The organism is Gracilibacillus lacisalsi DSM 19029 (assembly GCF_000377765.1).
GTDB classification, from domain to species: Bacteria; Bacillota; Bacilli; order Bacillales; family Amphibacillaceae; genus Gracilibacillus; species Gracilibacillus lacisalsi.
Window position 1 is genome coordinate 293074 of record NZ_KB898663.1, and the last position, 25884, is coordinate 318957.

18 protein-coding genes are annotated in these 25884 nt (G+C 36.6%); 1 reads left to right on the top strand and 17 read right to left on the bottom strand.

What is annotated here, in order from left to right:
• Positions 1-15: 15 nt before the first annotated feature.
• The 8 genes from D569_RS0103950 to D569_RS0103990 all read right to left on the bottom strand — a co-directional run bounded on the left by D569_RS0103950 (position 16) and on the right by D569_RS0103990 (position 10858).
• Entirely contained in the window at positions 16-840 is an 825-nt protein-coding gene (locus D569_RS0103950; RefSeq protein ID WP_018931102.1) for a carbohydrate ABC transporter permease, read from the bottom strand.
• Positions 837-1700, bottom strand: a complete 864-nt coding sequence (locus D569_RS0103955; RefSeq protein WP_018931103.1) for a carbohydrate ABC transporter permease — start codon at positions 1698-1700, stop codon at positions 837-839. The genes D569_RS0103950 and D569_RS0103955 overlap by 4 nt, the downstream gene beginning before the upstream one ends.
• A gap of 72 nt (positions 1701-1772) precedes the next feature.
• Entirely contained in the window at positions 1773-3071 is a 1299-nt protein-coding gene (locus D569_RS0103965) for an ABC transporter substrate-binding protein (RefSeq protein WP_026287206.1), read from the bottom strand.
• Between the two features lie 193 nt (positions 3072-3264).
• Complete coding sequence (locus D569_RS0103970; protein ID WP_018931106.1) at positions 3265-4344, bottom strand: LacI family DNA-binding transcriptional regulator; 1080 nt, start codon at positions 4342-4344, stop codon at positions 3265-3267.
• A 581-nt stretch (positions 4345-4925) separates the two neighbouring features.
• A complete protein-coding gene (locus D569_RS0103975; RefSeq protein WP_018931107.1) occupies positions 4926-6953 on the bottom strand; it encodes a beta-galactosidase in 2028 nt (675 codons plus the stop codon).
• Positions 6954-7166: 213 nt separating this feature from the next.
• Positions 7167-8867 (bottom strand): ABC transporter substrate-binding protein, encoded by a 1701-nt coding sequence (locus tag D569_RS0103980; protein ID WP_018931108.1) that lies wholly within the window; start codon positions 8865-8867, stop codon positions 7167-7169.
• A 50-nt stretch (positions 8868-8917) separates the two neighbouring features.
• Positions 8918-9802, bottom strand: a complete 885-nt coding sequence (locus tag D569_RS0103985) for a carbohydrate ABC transporter permease (RefSeq protein WP_018931109.1) — start codon at positions 9800-9802, stop codon at positions 8918-8920.
• 21 nt (positions 9803-9823) lie between these two features.
• Positions 9824-10858, bottom strand: a complete 1035-nt coding sequence (locus D569_RS0103990; RefSeq protein ID WP_018931110.1) for an ABC transporter permease — start codon at positions 10856-10858, stop codon at positions 9824-9826.
• 439 nt (positions 10859-11297) lie between these two features.
• On the opposite strand from D569_RS0103990, the gene D569_RS0103995 reads away from it, so the two are divergent.
• Entirely contained in the window at positions 11298-12197 is a 900-nt protein-coding gene (locus tag D569_RS0103995; protein ID WP_018931111.1) for a nuclease-related domain-containing protein, read from the top strand.
• A 203-nt stretch (positions 12198-12400) separates the two neighbouring features.
• Here D569_RS0103995 and D569_RS0104000 read toward each other — a convergent pair whose 3' ends face one another.
• The 9 genes from D569_RS0104000 to D569_RS0104040 form a co-directional block, all read right to left on the bottom strand.
• Positions 12401-13744: a DUF4340 domain-containing protein gene (locus D569_RS0104000; protein WP_018931112.1), complete on the bottom strand. Its 1344-nt coding sequence runs from the start codon at positions 13742-13744 to the stop codon at positions 12401-12403.
• Positions 13731-14417, bottom strand: coding sequence for a YesL family protein (locus tag D569_RS0104005; RefSeq protein WP_018931113.1), 687 nt, complete (start codon positions 14415-14417; stop codon positions 13731-13733). The genes D569_RS0104000 and D569_RS0104005 overlap by 14 nt, the downstream gene beginning before the upstream one ends.
• Before the next feature lie 12 nt (positions 14418-14429).
• Positions 14430-15911 carry a response regulator transcription factor gene (locus tag D569_RS0104010; RefSeq protein ID WP_018931114.1) on the bottom strand — a complete coding sequence of 494 codons (1482 nt, stop codon included), beginning with the start codon at positions 15909-15911 and terminating at the stop codon, positions 14430-14432.
• Entirely contained in the window at positions 15912-17711 is a 1800-nt protein-coding gene (locus D569_RS0104015) for a cache domain-containing sensor histidine kinase (protein WP_018931115.1), read from the bottom strand.
• A 71-nt stretch (positions 17712-17782) separates the two neighbouring features.
• Entirely contained in the window at positions 17783-20035 is a 2253-nt protein-coding gene (locus tag D569_RS0104020; RefSeq protein ID WP_018931116.1) for a glycosyl hydrolase family 95 catalytic domain-containing protein, read from the bottom strand.
• Between the two features lie 5 nt (positions 20036-20040).
• Positions 20041-22836, bottom strand: coding sequence for a glycoside hydrolase family 3 C-terminal domain-containing protein (locus tag D569_RS22475; protein WP_018931117.1), 2796 nt, complete (start codon positions 22834-22836; stop codon positions 20041-20043).
• Positions 22837-22965: 129 nt separating this feature from the next.
• Complete coding sequence (locus tag D569_RS0104030) at positions 22966-23763, bottom strand: Nif3-like dinuclear metal center hexameric protein (RefSeq protein WP_245548481.1); 798 nt, start codon at positions 23761-23763, stop codon at positions 22966-22968.
• A 185-nt stretch (positions 23764-23948) separates the two neighbouring features.
• On the bottom strand, positions 23949-24941 hold the full coding sequence (locus tag D569_RS0104035) for an endo-1,4-beta-xylanase (protein ID WP_018931119.1): 993 nt from the start codon (positions 24939-24941) through the stop codon (positions 23949-23951).
• A 19-nt stretch (positions 24942-24960) separates the two neighbouring features.
• Positions 24961-25878, bottom strand: coding sequence for a carbohydrate ABC transporter permease (locus tag D569_RS0104040; RefSeq protein WP_018931120.1), 918 nt, complete (start codon positions 25876-25878; stop codon positions 24961-24963).
• Positions 25879-25884 lie beyond the last annotated feature (6 nt).

The following is a 25884-nucleotide window of genomic DNA, read 5'->3' on the forward strand; positions in this document are numbered from 1 at the left end:
CCCTCCTGTATTAAATTATTTAACTGCGCCTTCAGAAATACCATCAATAATATATCTTTGTAGGAACATATATAAAACAATAATCGGAATCATCGCAATAACTAAAGCTGCTAAGGCAAGATGCCATTGTGTGGAATATTCACCAAAGAAATAAAACGTTTTTAACGGGATGGTGTACATGCCTTCTTTGTTGATCACAAGTGATGGAAGTAAGTAATCATTCCAGAACCAGATCGCATTCAGAACAATAACCGTTACCGTCGTTGACTTTAACATGGGCAACATGATGTACCAATAAACTTGAAATCTATTACAACCATCAATAATCGCCGCCTCATCTAATGCTTTCGGAATCCCTTTCATTGCACCTACGTATAAGAAAACCGCTAGACTAGACCCTAACCCTAGATACATAATGGCTAAACCAGTTCGATTTAATAAATCTACTGCACCAAATAGCGAAACTAAAGGAATCATAATAGACTGAAAAGGAATCAGCATACAAATAGCAAACAAAAAGTAAATAGCTGAACTAGTTTTTCCTGGTTTGCGAGATAATGCATACGCTGCCATCGAAGTACAAATGACAATGATCAAGATACTTCCACCCGTTACTACAACGGAATTAAAAAACGTCAACAGGAAATCTAATTCGGCAAAAGCTGTTGGATAATTTTCCAATGTTGGTGTTCCTGGAAGTCCTAAAGTACTTTCGAAAATATCTGATTTTGTTTTAATCGAATTAATGAATACTAGATAGAAAGGATATATCCACAATAAAGAGACAACAGCACCTATAAACATCATCGTATACTTATGTGTACGTTCTTTGTTTCTCATAGTTCTGTCTCCTTTTTACGAGTAATATAAAGTTGGATAACAGATATTAAAGTGATGATGATTAAAAAGACAATCGCTTTTGACTGAGCATATCCCATATCTTGCACTTTAAATGCCGTATCATAAATATTCATGGTAGCCATCTCTGTTGATCCAAATGGTCCTCCATTTGTTAAGGCCATGTTTTGGTCATATACTTTAAAAGCATTTGATAATGTTAAAAATAAACTTACCGTAAACGCAGGAATAATAAGTGGAAACTTAACCTTCCAAAAACTTTGCCATTTATTTGCTCCATCTATCGTTGCTGCTTCTAGCAGTTCTTTTGGAACATTATTCAAAAAGGATATATAAATAACCATGATATAACCACTCATTTGCCATACAAACAGGATTACCAATCCCCAAAAGCCCGTTTCTGTGTCAGACAGCCAACCTCTAAAAAACTCGATACCAGTCACATCTGCAATTCCTGTAAAAGCTTTTAAAAAGACGAATTGCCAGATAAAACCTAAAATAATCCCACCAATTAAGTTTGGCATAAAATAAATCGTTCGAAATAATGTACTTACTTTCCCTAATTTTTGTGTAACTAATAAAGCAAAAGATAATCCTAATACATTAATTCCGATCACAGAAGCAGCTGAAAAAGCTGCAGTAAATCCTAAGCTATAAAGAAACTGATCATCTGAGAATAACTTGATATAATTATCAAAACCTACAAATGATGTTACTTGAAAGCCATCGTATTCCGTGAATGAATAATAAACACCTTGAAAGAAAGGTATGATTAACACGAGTAATAAGGCTAGCAGAGTTGGTAATAAGAACAACCAGTATGTGCGGTTTTTAAAATTCAATCTTCCCACTCCTTTAAACCATGTGTATGATGGAGCAAAAATATGTTTTTGCTCCATCTTTCTTGGGGATCTTTAACGCATTTCTGAAAATGCATTGCTAGTTGCTTCCTCAAATTCTTCCCAGCTTTGTTGTTCACCTAAATATTTTTGAAACTCTGGGTGTAACGCTTCAGAGAAAAAGCCATCAGGATACTGGTTATTCGCCCAAATTTTCCCTTTTCCATCTAATAAATACTGATATACTTCGGCAGATACTGGATCTGAAATGGAATCGGTATCATAACCTTCATGGGAAGGAACATATTTAAAGTCTTCAACAATTAATTCTTTTCCTTTGTCAGAAGTATACATCCAATCAATAAATTTCTTAGACTCTTCTACTACTGCTTCATCTTTCTCTTTATTAATTCCCCAATACCATGACGGACCGGCAACAATTTTCCCTTCGGTATCGGAAGAAACAAAGAGAGGAAGAATGCCAAGTTTTTCTTGTGCAAAACTTTCGTCCATACTATTTAATGTTGGAACGATCCAGTTACCTTGGTGAATAATCGCTGCTCTATCATTTGCAAATAATTCTTCTACTGACGTACTGTAGTCTAATGATAGAATAGGTTGATAGTTATACTGGTTAAATAAATCCGTATATTCTTTCATACGTTCACCATATTCAAAATTCAGTTCATCTGATTCGAAAGCAGTCTTAACATCATTACCAAATTCCGGAGCCGTAAAGTGACTTGAGAATTGACTTACGACCCAGTCTTCTTTTGCACTAAAGGCAAATACCGAATCTATCCCTAATTCTTCTTTTTGAGAATCAATAGTTTCTACTGCTTCCACAAATTTGTCGTAACTATCAATCGTTGACGGATCTACCCCTGCTCTTTCAAAGATATCTTTGTTAATCATCCAACCGTATCCTTCAATATTTAAAGGAATGCCATATGGTGTACCATCCATAGAAGCCCCCTCTAAAGTTCCGTCAATAGCTGTTTTAGCACTCTCCATATCTGATACATCTAACAAATATTCACTATATTTTTCGACATCCGACAGACCACCTAATAAAAAGATCGATGGTGCTTCACCAGAAGAAAACTTAGCTTGTAATGCCGATGGAGCATCTTGCCCACCACCAACTGTTGTTACATTAATTTTTACATTTTCATTTTCACTCTCATAAATATCGATTAAGTTATTTAGTTGATCCGTTGTTTCTACTTTTATATTAAACAAATCAACAACTACTTCATCCCCTTGACCTGATGACTCTCCATTGTCACCGCTTTCATTTGAACTACACGCAACAATTAAACTCATAGAAGCTAACATTATGAACGAAATAAAAACTAATCTAAATTTCATCATTGACCTCCTTAGATTTGATATCAATAGTTGATAGAATTAGTACCTGTTACAACTTTCACCTTCCAATGATTCGCGATGATGTACGTACATCATTTCAAGGTGAAAAAGTAGATGAAGCACGCAATGTAAAAGCGCATTCATCTTTAGGTAACTCATCTATTTATTAATATGATATATCAGAAAATGATGTACGTCAATCATTTTCCTGTTTATTAATTAAATTATTTTCATTATTGATATAATATTTTGCATTAGCCTTCGTTACGATTTCAGGTTTGACAATATATGAACTGATATCGTTGATATTATCATCTAAAAAGTAGTTCATTATTTTTTTCAATGAAAAGTTAGCTTGTGCTACCGGATCTTGACAGATTGAAGCAGTGATAAGATCCTTTTGAAACGCATGATAAATAGTTTCGTTAATATCATGACCGATGATGACAGGCTTTTTCTCCCATTTCTCTATATTTGGGATAATCTTATCTAATAAACCACCAGCTACGTAGATAGCATCTGCAGCCAGCAGCAATTCTTTATGATCTTTTAACAATTTTTCTACTTGTTCCTCTTCGATATAAGCAGATGTATCATACTTAATTTTTTGTAATTGATAATTTACGTTCAATTTTTCGAAATAATCAGTAAATCCATTTTCTTTATTTTGCATTTGGAAGGTGTTTTCTTTTTCTCTTATAAATACAATATGTTGTGCGCTTCTACTAAATAAGTAGATTAGCTCTCCAGCCAGAAAGCCCGCATCATAATAGTCACTACCTACATATGCTATACGTTGACTATTTGGTACGTCTGTGTTTATGGTAAACACTGCTATCTGTTCTTTTGTTGCTTGATCGATAATTTTTTCAAGTGGTTTCGTATCATGTGCCGCTATCACAATTCCTTGATATTCCTTCGAATCTACAATTCCCTGCAAATATTCTACTTGCTGATTTTCAGGCACTGTATGTACGCGATGGACATCGACTTTTAATCCGAACTCAGAATAAAGCATGGCTCCTTCTTTAATTTCAAAATCTAAGTCGTCCCAAAAATAATTAGGAAATACAGGAAGAATAAAGGCAATATTAATTACCTTTTGCGTTGCTAAGAATTTAGCTGCTCTATTCCGTTGATAACCTAACTCGTGAGCTTTAGATTTTACTTTCTGTATCGTCTTTTCACTTACCCCTTTCCTATTATTTAAAACTCGATCAACTGTAGCTGGAGATAAACCTAGTTCATCTGCTATCATTTTTGCTGTTACTCGCATTTGTTAGCCACCTCTATACAAGAATGTTTTACTTTTATGTAATCGTCCTCATTATTTACACTTTTTATCTGATTGTCAAGTTTTTCATAGTATAAGAAAAGCGCAGAGCGCCCGTTTAGAAACGTAGCGACTGGAGCGGATCAACTGAGATAAAGGAATCACGGTGAGTTTACGAACCGATGATGACTTATCGTAGGGCGATTCGTGAAGTCGCCTAGTTTCTGGGCGCTCGGAGCTAGACAGGCACCCAATTTTTATACTTTCTTTATAAGAAAAACCGGGAAAGCCCGAAAAGTTAACAGGTACAAACGTTGTTGAACAGTTTCATAGCGGAGGCCGTCCACTTCCACTCCTACGGGATGACTTTCGACTAAGATCCACTTTGGTAAGCGCTCTTTGCTTACCAAAGTTAGCTTAGGCGAAAATCCCGTGGAAAGGGAAGTGGGCAACCGCAGCGATGGTTTCCTGTACAAGCTAACTTTCAAAATAACTACTGCATTTAACACAGTCATTGCGCTAATTTTCCATATAAAAAAACTAACGATGAACCCATATCACCGTTAGTCGTACGTCGTAATCTATTAAAGACTTAAAATTAATGTATCTTTTGCTTTTATTTCTGTTTCACCTGTATATTTTTCACCCGTTAATAGATTTGTATAGGTCTCCTCACCTGTATCAAAGCTTGCTGACTTATTATTATGATTCATTACAAATAAAATCTTTTCATCAGCTTTGTTTCGTGCTATAACTTCAACACCTTGTGCAGAATCTAATTCACCTTGTATATTTTTGTCAGCAGCAATAGTATCGACAAAATCTTGGACAAATACTTGATCAGGACTAGAGGCGATATAGTATGCATGACCTTCTCCGTATTGATTTTTTGTTAGTACCGGCATGCCTTTATAAAAGTCTGAACCATATGTTGCCAGTACATCCGCACCTTCAGCATGAATCAGATCAAATAATATGTTGCATTTGTACTCGCCCGATAGTGACCCTATTTTGTCCTGCATGACAATCTCGTTATAATTAGATGGCTCTAATGCATCAATTTCTTCAGCCCATATTCCAACTAAGTCTCTTAATTCTCCTAGATAACCTCCCAATGTGACAAGATCGTTCTCGTTAACGATGCCACTGAAGAAAGTGGTTACGAAGGTACCACCTTTTGCAACAAACTGCTTCAAGCGATCAGCATGTCCTTCTTTTACCATGTATAACACTGGCGCAATCACAATATCATAACCACTTAAATCTTCTTCCACACTTATCATGTCGACCGGAATATTACGTTGATAAAAAGCATCATAATATTTATGCACTTCTTTTACATAATCTAGTGCTATGGAAGGTCCGCTTGATAATTGAATGGCCCAGCGATTTTCCCAGTCAAAGACAATTGCTACCCGTGCGTTCACACGACTATCGATAATTTTATCTTCTAATTGGCTGAGTTCTTTCCCTAATTCAGCGGACTCACGGAATACGCGTGTATGTTCATGTCCGACATGTTCAATCACTGCACCATGATATTTTTCCGTAGCACCTCGTGAACGTCTCAATTGGAAAAACATCACTGTATCAGCACCGTGTGCTACCGCTTGATAACTCCAGAGGCGCATAACTTCCGGGCGTTTTAAGGCATTGTATGGTTGCCAATTTTGCTGGCTTGGTGTTTGTTCCATCAGCATAAACGGTTGACCACTTCGAAGACCTCGCATTAAATCATGGGTCATCGCTGTCATACTTTCTGGTGTATCGATTGAAGGATAGTTATCCCATGATACGACATCCATCTCTTTCCCCCATTTGAAGTAATCAAGCTCAGGATACAGTCCCATTAAATTGGTTGTTACCGGAAGGTCTGGTGTATGTTTCTTTAATGCATCTCGTTCTAGTTTAAACACATCTAATAAACTATCAGACTGGAAACGACGATAATCTAGTGAAATACCTTGGAAATTAGTGTTTTGGCCTCCTTGCCATTCTTCACTTAAACCATTTGGTGCCACAATCTCATCCCACTCATAAAAAGTGTGACCCCAGAATCGTGTATTCCACGCTGTATTCACTGCATCAAGTGTCCCATATTTGTCTTTTAGCCATACTCGGAATGCCTTTTGACAATTTTCACAATAGCAATAACCACCATATTCATTGGAAACATGCCAGATTAATACAGCAGGGTGATTCTTATAGCGTTCTGCTAACCTTTCCGCAATACGTTCTGCATATTTGCGATAGGTCGGACTGTTTGGGCAGGAGTTGTGTCTACCGCCAAACTGCCTTTTTCTACCTTCAAAATCAACTCGTCTAACATCCGGATAGCGCTTTGCCATCCAAGCCGGATGCGCCGCTGTACTGGTTGCAAGACAAATATAAACACCATTTTGGTATAAGCGATCAATTGTTTCATCCAACCAAGTGAAATCATAGGTATTTTCATCAGGCTGATTTAATGCCCATGAGAAAACATTAACGGTTGCCACATCAATCCCCGCAAGTTTAAACATTCTGATATCTTCGGTTACAGTTTCTTCATCCCATTGTTCTGGATTATAGTCTCCTCCATACCATATTTTTGGTAGTTTTTCATGGATCATTTTGGTTCCTCCTCTAACTATTTATGTATAGCAAGTATTCGACAGATCAACGATAAATTCCTCTACTTTATTGCGATTCGTTGTAAATTTATCACAGTGCTAATTTCGCTAATCAACGACCAACATTAAAACCGAGATCTTCAAAGCAATCTCATCCCATAATAGATGAAGCCTGAGACCACTTAGGTGGAATCAGGCCCATCATCTATCAGATTACTTTGTACCCCATAGTTCCATAACATCTAATGTTTTTTGAGTCATCAATTCATTTGCTTTTTCAATATCCATTGCTTCTAACTCTTCAATCATGGCATCCCATGATGCATCAAAGTCTGCTGGATCACCTAAAACGGCTTGTGTTATTCGTTGCTCTGTTAAGTCGTCTGCTTTCTGTTGGATAATCTCTAAATCACTTCCTGATTCGATGGTATAATTCGCCGCAGCACCATGTTTAGAAATTCCTAATTCTTCTGCCGGTGGGAACCAGTCCGTCCAGTTTTCCATATCGTATTCAGCTACAACCTCTTTTTCGGCCTCGTTAAAGTTGTCAATAATATCTTGCTCAGAGTTTGGTGTGATCGGCTGACCATTAGAGTCCACTGCTCCATTACCCCATTGTGGGAATGGATAGATATAATAGCCTACACCTGTTTCTTTAGCATAGTCACTATCGGAATTCATTCGTTCACGGTCATCTTCGTGCATCACTCGTTTTCCGTCTACAATATCGTAGTTTTCGCCCTCAATTCCCCAGTTAACGAGGATCTGAGCTTCTTCTGATGCCATCCAATCTAAAAACTCGAATGCTTCTTCTTGATGTTCACTAGTGGAAGAAATAGAAATCCCCCAACCTCCAGCAAAACCGTAATCTTTTAGACCTTGTGACTTATATTCTTCACCTAACGTGACAGGAAGTGGTGCGTATGTTCTCCATTCTTTTCCATCGGCTACAAGTGCTGCATCTGCGTCAGTAATATTCCAATTTTGATCAGCAATACTTAGTACACGACCAGATGAAAGCTTCGAAATATACGTGTCGTATGTGTGTGTAAATGACTCCGGATCTAATAGTCCTTTATCATTCATACCATTTAACCATTTAAAATATTCTTTTAATTCCGGTAACAAGAACTTGTAAGTTGTTTCACCTGTTTCATCATCTATAGCCCACTGACCATCATCCGGTATACCTGCTGCGAATCCTGCCGGGTTACCTACCGTAATTAACCAACGCCAGTCACTACCTAATAGAGATAACGGGATCGTTTTTTGACCATCAATTTCTGGATACTTTTCGTAGTATTCTGTAATCGCTGCTTCAAAATCTTCTAATGTTTGAATTTCAGGATATCCAAGTTCACGTAAGACATCTAATTGTATTTGGAAGGTACCACTTGTTTCCCAGCGTGCTTCTTCCACACCATAAGTACCGACGTTATAGATACTTGGGTCGTCTATTGAGTTACGTAAACGATCGAGTTGATCACCATACATTGCTTTTAAGTTGTCACCTTTTTCTTCAATCAAATCATCTAATTTAATGATACCACCAGCTTCAATCAGCTTTCCAATATCACCTTTTGCGAAAATTAAATCTGGATAATCACCACTTGCAATCATCAATGGGATCGCTTCATCATTCCCACCAACTGGATAATCCATTTCCAGTTTTATACCTGTTTTTTCTGTAATTTTTTGTGCTACTGGATCGTCAAATGATTTTTCTTCGCCATCAGCATTGAAATAAGTCAATGTCAACGGCTCATCATTTAATGAATCACTTTCATTCTCTTCTGTTGCATCATCACCTTCAGCGCCTGTATCTGATTCTGAATCATCACTACAAGCAGCTAAGAAAAGTACTGCAAACATGAATAATAAGGATAAAGATAAGATGGATAGCTTTCTCTTCATGTTTTTCCCCTCCGTTTTTAATAAATTTTTATATTAATTTTCATTAATACCTAGCTTTTGACTGCACCTAGCGTTAGTCCTGTTACAAAGTATTTTTGCAGGAACGGATATACCATTAGGATAGGTACCGTAGCGATAATCGTAATTGCCATTTTAATCGATTGTGGGTTAGTTTGACCTGCTATGACCTCGGCATTCTGTGAGGTAATATCCCCGCTTGAGATATTAGCATTATCTAATATTTTCATTAATTCAAACTGCAACGTCGTTAAAGCCTCGCTACCTCTAGCATATAAATACGTATCAAACCAGCTGTTCCACTGCATAACTGCAAGGAATAACGCAATCGTTGCGATAACTGGTAAACATAACGGAATAATAATTCTGGTAAAGATAACAAAATCATTGGCACCATCCATTTTGGCTGATTCTTCTAGAGCTGTCGGCAAATTATCCATAAATGAGCGGATAATGATAACATTAAATGCCGAAATTAACATCGGCCAAATATAAACGCCAAAGTCATTAATCAAACCTAGCTGACGAATTAGCATATACTCCGGAATTAATCCCCCACTAACAAACATTGTTAATACGAGTAAGAAACCTACTAAGCCATTAAAAACAAAATCTCTTCTGCTTAACACGTAAGCAAGCATCGTACTTGCAATAATACCTGTAATGGTTCCAACTACTGTTCTTAAGATCGACATAAAAAATGCTTGCAACAGCCTGTCATTACTGCCAAAAATCTCTTGATAATTAGCAAATGTAAAGTCACGGGGCCATATATGAATTCCACCCTTAGCTGTATCCACCGCATTATTTAACGATATGGCTAAGATGTTCAGGAATGGATAAAGTGTAATGACTACAATGAAAAGCATAAAAATAGTTAAAATGATATCAAATGTCGTCCATTTTCTTTTTTTCATTTGATGTGACACTCCTTTCTGCTAGAATACACGTCCTTCACCTATTCGTTTCGCAAAGCCGTTACATATTAAAATAAGAATAATACTAATAACGGATTTAAAAATCCCGATTGCAGTACCAAATGAATAGCGGAACATTCCTATACCATAATCTAGTGCATATAAGTCTATAACCAAAGCCTTTTCGGCGACTATATTGTTCCCTAATAGCATTTGTTTTTCAAAACCAATATTGATTAAGTTACCAATATTTAAAATAAGTAATACGATAATAACGGGGCGAATACTTGGTAAAGTAATATGCCACATCTGTCGCCATCTACTTGCACCATCTACTTTCGCTGCTTCATAGAGCTGCGGATCGACACCAGCCATTGCCGCCAAATAAATGATTGCGTTCCAACCAGTCTCTTTCCAAACATCAGCAGCCGTAACAATCCCCCAAAACATATCAGGTTGTGCCATAAAGTTAATGGGTCGATCGAGAATACCTGAACCAACTAACAAGTTGTTGATGATTCCTTCTGGTGAAAGCATGGTGATGACAATATTGGCAACAATTACCCAAGATACAAAGTGAGGTAAATAGGATATTGTCTGTGTCCATTTCTTTAACGTTAAAAACCTAACTTCATTGAGAAGTAAAGCAAATGCAATTGCTGATAATGTACCAAACACCAGCCCTAAAATCCCCATCCCCAATGTATTCTCTAATGCTCGATAAAACATCGGTTCATTGAAGAGGTCTTTAAAATGCTTGAATCCTACCCATTCTTGCTCAAGAATACCTAATTGCGGCTTATAATCTTGAAATGCCATCACCCAGCCTGCAACTGGAATGTATTTAAAAATTAGTAACCAGATAACAAAAGGAAAGGACATTAAGAATAACGCCTTTTGTTTACTCAACCTTTTAAAGAAGCCTTTATTGCCTGGGTCTGGTCCGCGCTTCTTTCCTTTATGCGAAGAAAAGCCCGGCTTCACTGGCGTTTGCAAAGGTGAGTGTGACTCAGGTAGATTCGGTTGTGCCTCTGCAGCATTGTTGATTCGACTCATTTTATCTCTCTCCTAACCTGTCAACCCTATATTGAAAGCGTTTTTTTAAGTTATAATTATTATATTAGAAACCGCTTTCTCAAAAAACATAAGAAACAAGACATAAAAACCGGTAAAAATGAGAGGTGGAATTAAATACCTTTCATAGTAATTTAGTGAGACTATGTTCAATGAGGAGATTTTAAATTTAACTTCTCTTATCCTAGTCTTACTTGAAGCTTGAGCGGAAAGGGTTACTCAGAAAAAATTGAAGAGTGTAAAATAAACGAAATCGTAAAATGATATCGTTCATCTGTAAAGTTTTGGCTTTTTATACGTGTGAAAATTAATTTTTCTACTGTTTTGACCTTTTACTTTTTCTTTTTTACCACTTTGACTTTATTCATTTTTTGTTCAATAATACTTGTCGTAATACTTAACTTTAGAAGGGAAGAGAAAATTGAAGACAAGATTAAAACCACGTGAATTAGTCCTTTTCGAATACCTCAAAAGACGCCGATCATTGTCAAAAGAAGAAATAAAAAAATACCGAAGACTAGACAGAGGTTATCAAGGCGAAGTTCTTTTTGACCAATACCTAGAACGATTATCAAGCAACTTTCTATTACTCAAAGACCTTTGGTTGTCCCATCACAACAGAGCCTTTCAACTGGATCACATCCTTCTTTTCCATAATACCTTGTACATGTTTGAGATCAAAAATTACCCAGGTGAATTTTATTTTCAAAATGAACAGCTATATCTTAATTCTGGAGAAGAGATAGATAATCCTCTTATCCAATTAAGAAGAAGTAAATCATTGCTTCGTCAACTTCTTCAACAATTAGAATGGGATATACCAGTAGTGGCAGCAGTTGTTTTTATTAACCCCGAATGTTCCCTCTTTCAAACACCAAGAAATTCCAATATTATATTACCAACACAAATAAATCGATACCTACGTCAATTCGAAAATGAGGTGCCACTAAATCCAATGATGCACCATGTAATGAATCATCTAGAATCAATCCAACTTGAACATTCTCCTTATGAGCAGTTGCCTACATACCATTACAATGATTTAAAAAAGGGCATCCCTTGTACATCATGTGATTTTTTTATGACCATAGTAGAAGGTAAAAAATGCAGATGTCAGAACTGCGGTCAATCAGAATTCGTCCAAACTGCTATAATTAGCAATGTTGAAGAATTTATGTTTTTGTTTCCAGATGAACGCGTGACAAGTGAGCAAATATATGATTGGTGTCGTCTACCGATTTCCCTTGAACGAATAAGATATCATTTAAAAAAGCACTTAAAATCAAAAGGAATAAAAAAAGGAACCTATTATATACAATGAATCAAGCCTGTTCGCCATTCTTTTTTCGTTGGCAAGTTAACTACCAGGAAAACTATTAATTATAACAGGGAGATTTCCCTGTAAAAGTGAAGTAACAGGGAAATCTGCCAATTCAGAGTAGGGGATTTCCCTATAAAAACATCATTACCGGGAAATCTATCAAATAGAAGTAGAGGTTTTCCCGGTAATAAAGTGAGCGAACATCATGATTCAGTTTGTACTGCCCATACTATTGCCTGGTGCAGTTTGTCTTTTTTGATGGTGAAGTCAATTTCACTGCTGTTGTTTTTGATGATTGCATAATCTGTATCAGATATTGCATGGAATGCTATCGTGTTTTCAATTGGTTGATTGTTCTCGTCTGTGATCAAATAGTTTATCATTACTTCCGGCTCATCTTTCACCGTTTCTCCCTTATAAGCTTGATCAAATGTCAGGCCTGCCAATTGTTTGTAATCATCGCGGAAGGTGTCGATCTCTAGTTCTTTCCCGTCATGGAATACAGTTGTTTCCACCTCTTCTTCCGTATTTTCCTCATGGTCCATTGTATATTGCACACTATCTTCTGGTGTCTCAATCGTTAATTCATCGATTACTTCTAAAGAAACGATATGGACAAAATGATCAATCATATCATAAGCCTTGTAACTGTATGGATCTAGTAATTCTGTAGGTACCTTATACACTTCTTCCTTACCATCAACTTGGACATAATACTGATTATTTGCAGCAGGATCACCGATGATCAGCTTTTCTTCCTCTTCTCCATTCGAAAATATTATCGAAAAGTCAGAATCCGCTAAGCCGTATTGGTCGTCGCCATCGACAGTTTCTACTTGTTCGATGCCATCTACACCAACTACCATCTCCTCTGCATTGGAAAAGGCAACACTATAAACATGTTGATAAGGCTCATGCATATACCAGCCACTAAGGTGTGCTAATGATTCCTTTTCTGAAAAAGGGGACTCCTTATTCAACTGAATTACTTCTGTTCCATTGTCTATTTCGATTTCTGTAATATCTTGAGAAGAAATGGTTAAAATCTTATTATCCAATAATGCTATCCGTTGCAATGGAATCATTTCCACCGATGATCGGTCCACTAAATAAATCGTTTCTTTTTCTTTATGTTCAACATAATAGCGATCCCCTTGGTCATGCATTTGACCTATAGCAATTCTCTGCCTATCATCTTGCTGATCCATAAAGGAAACAACCACTTTCGGAAAATCTAGATTGACATTTTTCTTCTTGACTTCAACCGCTTCCCCTGTCATTTCTTCCATTGCTAATAGAAAGCTATCTATTTTATCCGTATCTTCTTGTTCCTCTGCGCCCTCAACTTGCCATCCTTGATCCGATTTCATTAAAGAAATATCCTCACTTGCCAACACATCAATGGCAGTTACTTGTTCAAAATCATCAATGAGCTGATCAGACTCTGCTTCTGTTTCTTTTTTGTCCTGATTTACTAAAACGAATAACAAGACAGTTAATGCGACAATACTGATGATCACATAAATTAAAATGCTAGTTTTCTTCATATTCCATCCCTCTTTGTGCCAATTGTTCTTCCATCAACTGAAGTGGCTTTCGCATATTAAACATGATAAAAAAAGCTGCTGCACTCATACAAAACCAAACGGTAATCCCAGGAGCAAAATAATAGATGATTCCCAGTGAGACCAAGGTAGAAATATGAAACAAGGTCGTCTTAAAATAACGGAAGACCGCATAAATCGATACAATAAACAAGTTCTTTAATTTCACTTCAAACCTTGTCAAAATTGGAAAAGCGTAAAGACAAACAAACAACGTAAAAATTAATAAAATTAGAAATACTGGAGATAGCACTGCCAGATAATGATTCGCATAATAAATATCTACTATTAAAATCGTCATAATCGTCAACTGAAAGAGCCAATATTTGGTTGCAATGCTGAAATTATTTTTGTAATAGCTCCAGAAATCTTTTGTCGGACTAAGGTCGCGTTCGCGAATCATTTTTCCCATTGTTGCGTATAAGGCAGCCAAAGAAGGGCCTGCTGGTAATAACGCAATAGAAAAAAGGATGATATTTTGCACGGACATTTCAACAAACACAAAAGCTAGTAAAAACAGGAGATTAGCTAGCATAAAATGAATATTAGTTATGAGAAAGTAATAAAAATATTGAACACCTATATATAATGGCCTTTCTGTTACTGTTTGTGCCATCGACATCCCCCTTTAAGCGTGTTGTTTCCGCTGATTTTTTTGATACTCTTTTGGACTAACACCGGCATATTTTTTGAACTTCTTATAGAAATAATCATTATTGGAATAACCTACTTTTTCTGATACCTCGTATACTTTCAGCTCCCTTTCGACTAAGAAATATTTTGCTTTTTCCATTCTGACTATATCGAGATACTGATGAAAATAATACCCTGTTTGCTTCTTGAATTTTTTTCCTAAATAAGAGCGGTTGTAACTGAACAAGTCAGCTATTACTTTTAAATTTAAATCCTTATAATAAAACTTCTCGACAAATTCAACGATTTTCTCAATTGTATTTTCTGAATTACAAGCAAATCCATTGATTTCAGAGGCTGCCTTGCTAAATTGGTTCTTTAGTGAAGACAGCAGTTGTTGTAATGTCTGAGACGCACAAATAATATTGGCCATTTCTTCATTGGAAGGTATATGAATATCTTGGTTTGCTCGCGATAAAATCGTATAAATATCTTTGGTGATTTCAATTAATTCAGCAGTAATTCTTTGTGGCTGGTATTGTTTGGCTTGATAATATTTTTCCATTTCTTCAAAATAGTTGTCTAATTTATTATCATCTTCAAATTCAATCGAACGACATACTTCTTCTACCCAGCCGTCTGGTAAACTAGTTTTCTCTGAAATCAGTTCTTGCTTAGATAAAACAGTTGTATTGCTATAACTGAAGTGTAAGTGTTGCAACTGCTTCAGTTGGTTGACCATGTCTGGTAATCTTTCAATGGTCGTTCCTTCTTCTATGAGCTGAAATTGATGTTGTTTAGCTGCCATTAACCGGCTCATTGATTGGAATAACCGTTTAATAGAGGCAACTTCACCATTTTTAAAAAGTAGATACATAACTTGATCGATCCAAATATATTTGAAGAGTTGATCCGACTCTATCTTTTGTTCCACCCAGTTTTTTTCTGGTCTATTGATGAATGTGACACTTGCTATATGGAAAGTCTCATTTTGATACTGGTTCAACCTGTGATGTTTTTTTCTCCCTTGTAAAAATTGCTTCCACTCTTCATTCTCTGTCATCGTCTCATATTCGTGTATTTGTGAATGCAATAGATACTCACTGTTGCATTTTTCTTTAAGCTGACGAATAAGTGGGATCAACTCCTCTTCATCAACTGGTTTCAGTAAATAGGATTCCATCCCAAGACGAATGGATTGCTGTGCATAAGAAAAATTGGAATAACCAGATAATACAACAAACTTACAGGGATAACCTTCATTCTTCGCTTGCTTTACCATATCTATTCCACTTAAGCCTGGCATCCGAATATCTACAAAAACAACATCGGGTTTTAACGTTCTTATTTTCTCTAAGCCGACTTTACCATTTTCCGCAGTACCTACCACTTGATAACCATAGTCATTCCAATCAATAATGGAAGCAAGACCTTCTCTTATCAACGGTTCATCATCTATAAACAGAACTTTTAACATTCATCCTACCCCCTTCTCATGTTTAATTTTAGGTATTTTTAGGGTCATCGTTGTGCCCAAGCCTTCAATACTATCCATCTCAATACCATATTTTTCTCCGTAATAAAGCCTTAACCGTTGATGGACATTGTGCAAGCCAATTCGATTACCATCTGAATAGTATTCTTCATCGTTCAATCGTTCTCTAATTTCACTGAGACTTTCTTTCGGAATGCCAACACCATTATCTTTTACTTCTACTTGGATATATTTATCCTCTTCTGCCATCGTTATCTTAATAAACCCTTGCTCTTCTTTTGGCTCAAGCCCGTGAATAATAGCATTCTCTACAATAGGCTGAATCAATAACGGGAAAATATAATAGTCTTCTACTGCATCTTCCACTTCTAATTGATAACTAAATTTCTCACCGAAACGTAATGTCTGAATTTCTAAATAATAATGCATAAGAACTATTTCGTCAGTAATCGGAACAGGGCGATCTGTTCTTTCTAATGCTGAACGCATCATTTTGCTTAACATTTTTACAATTTTTGCGACTTCCGGGTCCTTGTTTAAAATTGCCTTCATCCGGATCATTTCTAACGTATTGTAAAGAAAGTGTGGATTAATCTGACTAGCTAGCATTTTAAAATCCATTTCCTTTTGTTTGCGTTTCCAAGTTTCTTCCTTAATTTTATGAATATAGACTTCATCAATGATTTTCTGAACACTTTGGGAAGTTGTTGCTAAGTCGTGGTAAACCTCACTAATTTCATCGTGTCCATTTATCTGTTGGTTAACCTGAAAATTACCTTTTGCTACTTGATACATTGTTTGCCTCAATTGCTGAATCCGCTTATGAAAACTTCTGATAAAAATACCGATTAATAGAATCGATACCGATAACGCGCTAATGATCACCAAAAGTCCTCGTGTATAAATAGCATTTGGTTCCTTCATCACTTCTTCAACCGGAATAACGGACGAGACTTGAAAACTATTATCCAGCGATTTATCAGGTCGAAAGTCGTGCTGGTTTATTTTGACATGCTCCCCTTCAAACTTTGTATCCATCACATCATTTCCGGATGCATTAGATTCTTGGTTGAAAAAAGTAGCTTTGTTGCCAATATATTCACGCTCTGTACTATATACGATTGTTTCTCGATCTAATGTGATATAGGCTTGATATGGCTCCCCTTCTACTACTGATTTCAGCATATCCGGTGAAACGTAAATAGCTAATACTCCTAATAAATCATTACTTTGACCGTATACTGCTCTTGTTAGCGCTAATAATTCCTGACCAGTCCAATAATCCTCCATATAAACCCATGATAAACGTCCACTTTTTTCAACTGCTTCCTTGTACCAATCCTCTTGCTTTACGATGGAATCCGCATAAATAAAATGTGAATCCGTTATCATATCTTTGTTCATAAAAAATTGAATGGTTTCAATTTCATCGTAGTATTTCAGAAAATCGTCGAACACCGGGTAACGATTATAGGCATTGTAAATTTCTAATGTCGATTCATACTCATTTTCTAACAACTCTTTCATATTCTGATTGATGTAAACCATATCTGCAATACTAATAACTCGATTAAAGATCGTTTGTAATCGTAATTCAAGCTTATCTACATTCGATTCGGCTTCACTTAGTGAATGACTTAATACAATATCTCTCGTACTATCATTCAAATACGCACCAACCAAAAGAACAGGTATCGCTGTGACAATTAGGTAAATGCCTAACAATTTATGCTTTACTTTTAAATAATCAAATAAAGACATGATTTTTTTCTTTAGGAACATTTGTGATCCCTCCTGTCACAGCTTCTTCTTACTTATTAGCTAGCTTTTCTCCGTTCGTTTCAATCACCTGTTTACAAATTTATCTGAAATGAAACTGGTTTATTTCGCTGTAGCATGATAGTTTGCTGATTTTGCTCCACTTCTTGATAAAGCGGCAAATACAATTTTATCTCCTGATCGATTTTGCTGACGATTTGTAATTCTACGTGTTTTGCCTCTAAATCCCAAGTCAATCTATTCACTATCATTTGATTTGGCAGGCGAATTCCTTTCATTTCTCCTTTTGAAATCGAAGATGGAAGGGCACCTAATAAGGTTAATCTGCCATTGCTGAAATCAACTAGCATCTCGTGAACGACTTGTGGTAAAGCTCCGTTTCCATCAACATTGAAAATTTGCTGTTCATTATAATGTGACATCATTAATGAAGAATAGAAACAATTATGATCAATCAACAGACGGAAAATATCATCTAATAATTCCGGCATATGGAATTGGGTAGCACACAAGGCGGAATGCATCCGACCATGAGTAGAGGAGGTGTCTCCTTCTTCATTTAATAACCATGCTTCCAAGCGCTTATTAAATGCGGTTCTTGCAGCTTGCCACATTTCTGGATTTGTCTCATCATTAAATTCCCTGCTTTGGAAAACAGGATAAAGATGAGAAAAATGACGGTGGTTATAATTTTCACCTTTTTCTGGTATTAACCATTCTTTCAATGCACCATCTTCGTTTACCTGATAAGCAGGTAGTTTATTTTTCATCTCTTGACATTTCTTTATCTTTTCTTCTGGATAACCTAAAATTTGATAAGCTTCACTTAAGTTAGTTAATACTTCTTTCGCGACCGCTATATCTTGTGTTGCATTATCTGCCGCTCCATTTTCTGCTGAATAGGAAGGGGTAAATCGATAAGTACCATCCGGATCTTCAACAAGAAAATCTTCATAAAACAAGACATTCTCTTCTAAAAAAGGTAACGCTTCATTTTGCAAAAACAACCTATCGTCGGTAAAACGATAATATTGATAATACCAATGCGCTAACCACCCAGCACCACACGTCCATAAATGTAAGGGCCATTCTTGATTCCAGTGAACATGTTTGCCACTGTTACTGGCGTGAATTGCTGCCATAACACCTCTGGCACCATAATACTTTTGGGCATTCTCACGAAAACCTGGCATTAACTCTTTTATTAATCGGAAATATCCTTCCAATCCTTCTAATAGATTACTAGAAAGTGCCGCGGCAATTGATAATTCTACATTGGTATCAAAGGTAAAATCACCACTCCATGCCGGTTCAAACGTCCCCGTCCAAATCCCTTGTAAATTTGGAGTGAGCTCACCAGCACTACAAATATACATATATCGACCGGCATCATACATTTTTTCTAATAAAACAGGTGTGATCTGCCCTCGTTCTTTTGCCTTGTTTACTAATGACCAGATCGATTGTAGTCGTTCCTCGTCTCTAGCTAACCTCAACTCCACGCGTTGAAACATTTCCTTATGAATAGCTGTATGTTTGGTAAAAAGACGAGAATATTCATTAGATAAGTTTACTTTGTTTCGAATTATACTACGCTTCGACTTATGCCGGTAAGGTAAAATTTCCATACGAATAAGAACCGGATTCGCACTATTCAATTCAAATCCGATCTCATTAGCTAGCGGTTTGATCCCTTCAGCTTCTACTTCAATCATTACATCATATCCACCATCACTATAACGATAGTCAAAATGCGTGTGGATTATTTTCTGGTCGACCTGACTCAATTGGCTCATTTTAGGATGTTGGTAATCTTCCAGCTTTATTTTGTAACTGCCGGGACTTAGAAAATGAATAATTTGATTGCAGTCCTGTGACACAAATGTTTTTTTATAGTAATCTTCTTCATTTACTTTATAAGAGACTACTAACTCACCTGTCTCGTAATTAATACTCCGCTTATAATCTGAATAGTTTTGATGATCTGTTTCCACATGTAAATGAAAACCTGGATGTGATGGGTCACTCATCGTTAACCCTTGGTAACCTAGTTCTGTCGCCTTCTGATAATAATAGGATATTGCCTGTTCATACCCGTGTTCGCGAATAATCGCTCGCATTTCTTCTAAATACGGAGCCATATCTGGTAAATCATAGCTGTTACCTTGTGGTAAATAAAGTCGACAATGGTTGCCGATAATAGTATCGCGAACAGGATCACCGAATACCATTACTCCATGACTGCCATTCCCACTTACTAAAGCATCCTCCCATCTGAAGGCAGGTTGATCAGTCCAGATACCTCGTTTAGGTAATTGATGTAGCAATGTACTCATCCTTCCACTAATTGTACTGATTGAATCGATAAATGATTGATTTCGAGTATCATAGTGATTGGATCACTATGCGCTAAATCTAGCTCGATTATTTCATCTGTCCATTGATTGCTATCGATACTTTTCACAGCAACCGGTGACGCTTCTCGGTCATTGAAGAAAACATGAATCTGACCTGCCTCACCTTTCACTCTTACTTTCAATTTTGCATTTGGTTTAGATTGAACATTCTGAAACAGAATCCAGCCTTGTTGTTCAGCTGTGACACAAGGTTTTTCCATTTCTCCTTTTGTTAACGTAATATTTTCATAATCATCATAGTTTTCTGCTGGTGTTGGTTCTGCCAGTGAGCGTTCTGTGATCACTTCACCTTCAACTGCTATCGGATCAGAAGTGAAAACAAATTGTTCACTTGATTGACCAATAAGGAAACGAACGGTACCTTGTTCAAGCACAAACTGATTCGTTCGCACATCAAATACTTGCAATTGATCTGAATCGATAGATAATGTGACACGTCTTTCTTCATCTGGTAACAACAAGACTTTTTCAAACGCAACCAATTGTTTATTAGCTTTCGAATAGTAGCCTTCCGTTATCGTTGCATACACTTGCACAACTTCTGCCTGCGTAAAATTGCTTTCATTTTTCAATGTTAATGAGATGGACAGTGCTTCATTTTCCCCTATTTTCGATTTATCAATCGTGATATCTTGATATGTGACGGTCCCGTAACTTAACCCGTGACCAAATGGATACAAAATATTCGAGTCAGCATATTGATAAGTGCGCTTTCCTTTACGAATATCATAATCTGTAATATCTGGTAGTTGGTCCGCATTTCTGTACCATGTCATGCTAAGTTTTCCTGAAGGACTGTTTTCACCGAAGATCGTTGCAGCTAAGCTATTACCAAGTTCTTGCGATCCATGCGAGCTATAAAGAATTGCCGGAATGTTATCTTGTTCCCAATTGATCGCAAATGGATAACTAGCCGTTACGACTAATATCATATTGGGGTTCGCTTGATAAACAGCCTGAACTAGCCGTTGCTGGTAGTCTGCCAGTTTAATATCCTCTCTGTCTTCTGTTTCTTTACCATTTATCATGGGGTGATTACCTACACAGACAATGGCAACATCACTTTCCTTCGCTTGAGCCGCAGCTTTTTGTATACCATTTTCAATGATCTTTTTCTCAAAAAGAGTATGCTCTGTTTCGTTCACTACTACGTTGTCTTCTGCTATTGTTAACGGGTAACCGTTCCAACTGCTAAGTGTATACAAGTCCTGTTCATTTGTTTGAATACTTATTTTTTCACGATTAAACCAGTCAAAAACCTCATCTTTTGTAGCTGAAAAAGAACTAGCTTTATCAGTTTGTGTTAGGTAACGATTTGTCTTCACACTTTTAAAGACATGCCAACCATTTCCCCAGTCTTCATCCACTAATACCGCAGATTCTTCATCATATTCCGTAACGACCCATTGATTTTCTTCATTCAATCCAACATGATTGCTCGATTCATTCGGTTGCCAGATTATGCGATCAAAACCATCATGATAAGTGATATCGACATCTGAAAGGTAGTTTTCGATACCTGCTAATGGTGTTACTTTATAAGGTGGATAACCTGTATACCAATCTCGGTAAACATCATTAGCTGTTGGACCAATAACGGCAAGTTTTTTCAATTTATTTTTCTGTAAAGGTAAAAACTGTTGATCATTTTTTAATAATACGATCGATTCATCCGTTGCTTTACGAGCAAGTTTTCCGTGTTCTTCACTACACATCACATCTAATGGTATATTGTGATAAGGATTTTGACTTGGATCATGATCAAAGTGCCCTAAGCGAAAGCGTACCCTTAACATTCGACGAATGGCTCGATCAATATCTTCAGGTTGGATCAATTCTCTTTCGAGTGCGTTCCTTGCTGCTTCCTCGACAATCTCCTTGCGATCTACGAAACAATCAATTCCTTTGATCAATGCATCTGCTAATGCTTCTTCAAATGAGTGATAATATTGATATTCATCTACATTTAACGTCAATGCACCACCATCGCTGACAATAAACCCATCCATATTCCACTCATCTCGGACAATTTCTTCGATTTCATGTATTTGCATACAAGGAATACCATTGACACCATTATAGGCGGTCATCATAGATAATGCTTTTGCTTCTTTAAACGCTGGTTCAAACGCTTTCAAATAATATTCCTTTCGATTACGTAGATCAATACTGTTGGATGTATCTTCACGCCCTTTTTCATTATTATTCCCGTAAAAATGCTTCGGTGCTGCGACAAGTTTCACATAAAAAGGATCGTCACCTTGCATCCCTTTAATTAGTTCTTTGGACAATTGTCCTGTTAAATAGGGATCTTCTCCATAGGCTTCTTCTGTTCGTCCCCAACGGGGATCTCGTTCCATATCAATCGTAGGCGCCCATAACGTTAGACCTGTTTTTTCATTCTGAAGCTGATAAAAGACTCTTGCTTCATCTCCTATCGCGCTTCCTACTTGATGCATTAAGGTTTTGTTCCACGTACTGGATAGTCCGATTGGCTGAGGAAATACGGTCGCTTTGCCACCTTCGCGATCAACTACTCCATGTGCTGCTTCACCGCCTACTGTATATTCTTTGATTCCTAATCTCGGTATCGCACTTTGACTCGTACTTAACAGCGATATTTTTTCATCTAACGTTAGCGCTTCCATTAATGTTGTTAATCGTTGTTCTAATGATAAAGATGGTGATTGAATCTTTTCTATTAAACTCAAAAATCTCACACCTTCCACTAAATTTTTAAAGAAATCGGTTTCCTTTTTGGTTGTTAAAACTTACTGTCATTATAAATAAATTAATTTAAAAAAGCAATGACAATTAGAATGGAAGTTTTAACTTATCCCTTAGATTACGTTAAATCGACTTGCTGTTGGTATGAATGTGACTGGAACATCCGGAAAGGTATGTTGTAATTGGTTAGCTAACCTCTTCATGCCAGGATCTTCACTTTCTGCATGACCTAGTTGAATCAATCCTTTGGAGGCACCTTGCTGGATTGCATCCCAAACAAATTCGGGTGTTTCCCACTCCGGCCCTTCTCCGTAAATAACAAGGTCAACCTTATCTAACAATGGGATTGTATTTACTCCGTGTCCTCGGTAGCCTACGAGCACAGCTATCTTTTCACATCTTATATATGGATTACCTAAAAATCGTATATTTTCAATCCCCAACTTCTCTTTAAGATAAGAAGCAATCTGTACAGGTGTTTTATGGGGTATATGTACAATACTATGGGATGGTGCGTTTTCGTATACATATTGCTGCCAATCAAGGGACTCAATTAAGCCTTGTGTAATACCATCTGGATCAGAGCGATGAATCGCATCATGGTTACGATAAATGGCAAGGTTAGTCTCTTCAATGATTGCTTTCTTCTGTTCGATTAGACTCATGTTTTTTTCTAACAAATGGTTGGAATGGTGCTGATAAAATAGGCCTTCATGTGTAATCAACAAATTGGCGTTTAGATCAACCGCTTTTCGAATCACATCTAAACTAGCCATAAAACTGACCACTATCCCTTTTACTTGATCTTCCTTATTTCCATATTTCAACCCATCCACTGTTGATGAATCAAGTCTAATCCCCTTCTCAATCTGCTCCATAACATCTTGAATAGTTACCATCATTACCATCATCTCGACTCCTTTTTTGCGCTATATGTTTGATTTGTCGTTTATCTTGATTTTCACGAGTTAAAGCTCTTGCAATAACAAAAGGATTAACTACCAACTTTCAAATTTTACTGACTCATAGAAAAGTATAAACCCGTTCCATCATAATTGAAACGGGTTTATACCAATATAGCTAACTATTTTTAAGTTCACTTGGACATTATTTTCTTCAACACTTCTTTTGGCTGTTGGTTTTCATCAAATAAGAATGGCCAGTTTTTCCGTCCTTTTACGGGAAAATCGTTCAGCCATGTATAATCATCTGCCACTCCCCAGAACGTTACAGCTCCGATATGTTCTTTATATTCTTTAAAAACCTCAAAGAATTGTAAATATCTTTGCATTTGTAATTCTTTCATTTCCTCTGTTGGTTCGGTTAAATCTGTCCGTTTATCATCGAACGTAAACATCGATACATCCATCTCGGTAATTTGTACTTCTAAACCTAAAGATGCATACTTTTCAATCGATTTACGGATATTGTCCAGGGACGGATCGTAAATATTCCAGTGAGCTTGCATGCCGACTCCATGAACTGGTACGCCTTTATCCTTTAATTGTTTGACTAATTGATAGATTTTATCTCGTTTGGCTGGATTAGATTCATTGTAATCATTGTATAGTAACGTTGCATCCGGATCTGCTAGATGTGCATATTCAAACGCTTTTTCAATAAATGACTCTCCAAGCACCTGATACCATTTGGAGTCACGATAAAATTTATCCTCTTCATCGGCAATTACTTCATTGACAACATCCCAACTATAAATCTTGCCTTTATACCTGCCAACAACGGTATCGATGTGAGTTTTCATTCTTTTTAATAAGGTTTCTTGATCTACAAGTCTGCCGTTTTGTTCAAAAATCCAATCACTCGTTTGATTATGCCATACTAACGTGTGACCTCTCATTGCTTTTTGGTGTTTTTCTGCAAATGCTACGATTTTATCACTGATTTCAAATGTATATTCATTTTCATTCGGATGAACACTCTCAAACTTCATTTCATTTTCTGCTGTTAAACTATTAAAATGTTTTTTAATTATTTCTTCTGATGAATACATGGTCCGTTGGTTAATCGCTGCTCCAATTTTGAAATCTTTCTCAAAACGCTGATAAAGACTAGTTATTTGTTCTGTCATTAGCGTCACTCCTATATTTCTATTTTACTGCTCCAAGAGTCATCCCTTTAACAAAGTATCGTTGCAAGAATGGATAAACCATAATTATTGGTACACTTGCAACAATCGTCATTGTTGCCTGAATCGATTTCGGTGTTACCATATTGGAGTTGCCGTCAGCTGAATTTGCAAAGGCAGATGCCATATCACCACTGGAAGTTGTACTTGAATTTTGAAGTATTTTCATTAACTCATATTGTAACGTAGTAAGATGTTCTTGACTTGAATTATATAAGAACACATCAAACCACTGATTCCATTGAAAAACCGCAACAAATAGTGCAACCGTTGCTAACACCGGCAATGATAATGGTAAAACAATCTGGAAGAAAATTCGAAAATCTCCTGCACCATCGATTCTTGCTGATTCAAAAATACTGTTCGGCAAACCTTCAATAAAAGATCGCATAATAATTAAGTTAAAGGCACTGATTAATGTTGGTAAAATGTACACCCAAAAAGATCCGATTAATTGTAAATCTCTCATTAATAGGAATGTCGGGATTAACCCACCATTAAAATACATCGTCATAATAAAAATAATCGTCACTGACTTCTTGAAGATAAAATTCGGTTGAGCAATAGCGTAAGCCACCATAGCGGTACAGAACAATCCGACACCTGCTCCGACAAGGGTTCTTAATACCGAAATAAAGATTGCTTGATAAATAGCAGCTTTCTCAAATACATGTTCATAATTATTCCATGTAAATTCTCGCGGCCATAAGTATATGCCACCCCGTACAGAATCTGTTGCCTCATTTAATGAGATTGCTATTTGATTTAAGAATGGATATAACATAAATACACATAGTATTAACATAAAAATAATATTACCTGTATCAAAAATGATATCTTCTCTTGTTCTCATAAAACTTGCTTTTTTGCGTCTAAACATATTGAA

What these genes read in the sequence shown, in the direction of transcription:
- D569_RS0104005 (WP_018931113.1), bottom strand. Translation starts at nt 14,417, where the DNA reads ATGGCACAAACAGTAACAGAAAGGCCATTATATATAGGTGTTCAATAT.
- D569_RS0104040 (WP_018931120.1), bottom strand. Translation starts at nt 25,878, where the DNA reads ATGTTTAGACGCAAAAAAGCAAGTTTTATGAGAACAAGAGAAGATATC.
- D569_RS0104015 (WP_018931115.1), bottom strand. Translation starts at nt 17,711, where the DNA reads ATGTTCCTAAAGAAAAAAATCATGTCTTTATTTGATTATTTAAAAGTA.
- D569_RS0103975 (WP_018931107.1), bottom strand. Translation starts at nt 6,953, where the DNA reads ATGATCCATGAAAAACTACCAAAAATATGGTATGGAGGAGACTATAAT.
- D569_RS0103980 (WP_018931108.1), bottom strand. Translation starts at nt 8,867, where the DNA reads ATGAAGAGAAAGCTATCCATCTTATCTTTATCCTTATTATTCATGTTT.
- D569_RS0104035 (WP_018931119.1), bottom strand. Translation starts at nt 24,941, where the DNA reads ATGACAGAACAAATAACTAGTCTTTATCAGCGTTTTGAGAAAGATTTC.
- D569_RS0103950 (WP_018931102.1), bottom strand. Translation starts at nt 840, where the DNA reads ATGAGAAACAAAGAACGTACACATAAGTATACGATGATGTTTATAGGT.
- D569_RS0103965 (WP_026287206.1), bottom strand. Translation starts at nt 3,071, where the DNA reads ATGATGAAATTTAGATTAGTTTTTATTTCGTTCATAATGTTAGCTTCT.
- D569_RS0104010 (WP_018931114.1), bottom strand. Translation starts at nt 15,911, where the DNA reads ATGTTAAAAGTTCTGTTTATAGATGATGAACCGTTGATAAGAGAAGGT.
- D569_RS0103985 (WP_018931109.1), bottom strand. Translation starts at nt 9,802, where the DNA reads ATGAAAAAAAGAAAATGGACGACATTTGATATCATTTTAACTATTTTT.
- D569_RS0104030 (WP_245548481.1), bottom strand. Translation starts at nt 23,763, where the DNA reads ATGATGGTAATGATGGTAACTATTCAAGATGTTATGGAGCAGATTGAG.
- D569_RS0103990 (WP_018931110.1), bottom strand. Translation starts at nt 10,858, where the DNA reads ATGAGTCGAATCAACAATGCTGCAGAGGCACAACCGAATCTACCTGAG.
- D569_RS0103970 (WP_018931106.1), bottom strand. Translation starts at nt 4,344, where the DNA reads ATGCGAGTAACAGCAAAAATGATAGCAGATGAACTAGGTTTATCTCCA.
- D569_RS0104000 (WP_018931112.1), bottom strand. Translation starts at nt 13,744, where the DNA reads ATGAAGAAAACTAGCATTTTAATTTATGTGATCATCAGTATTGTCGCA.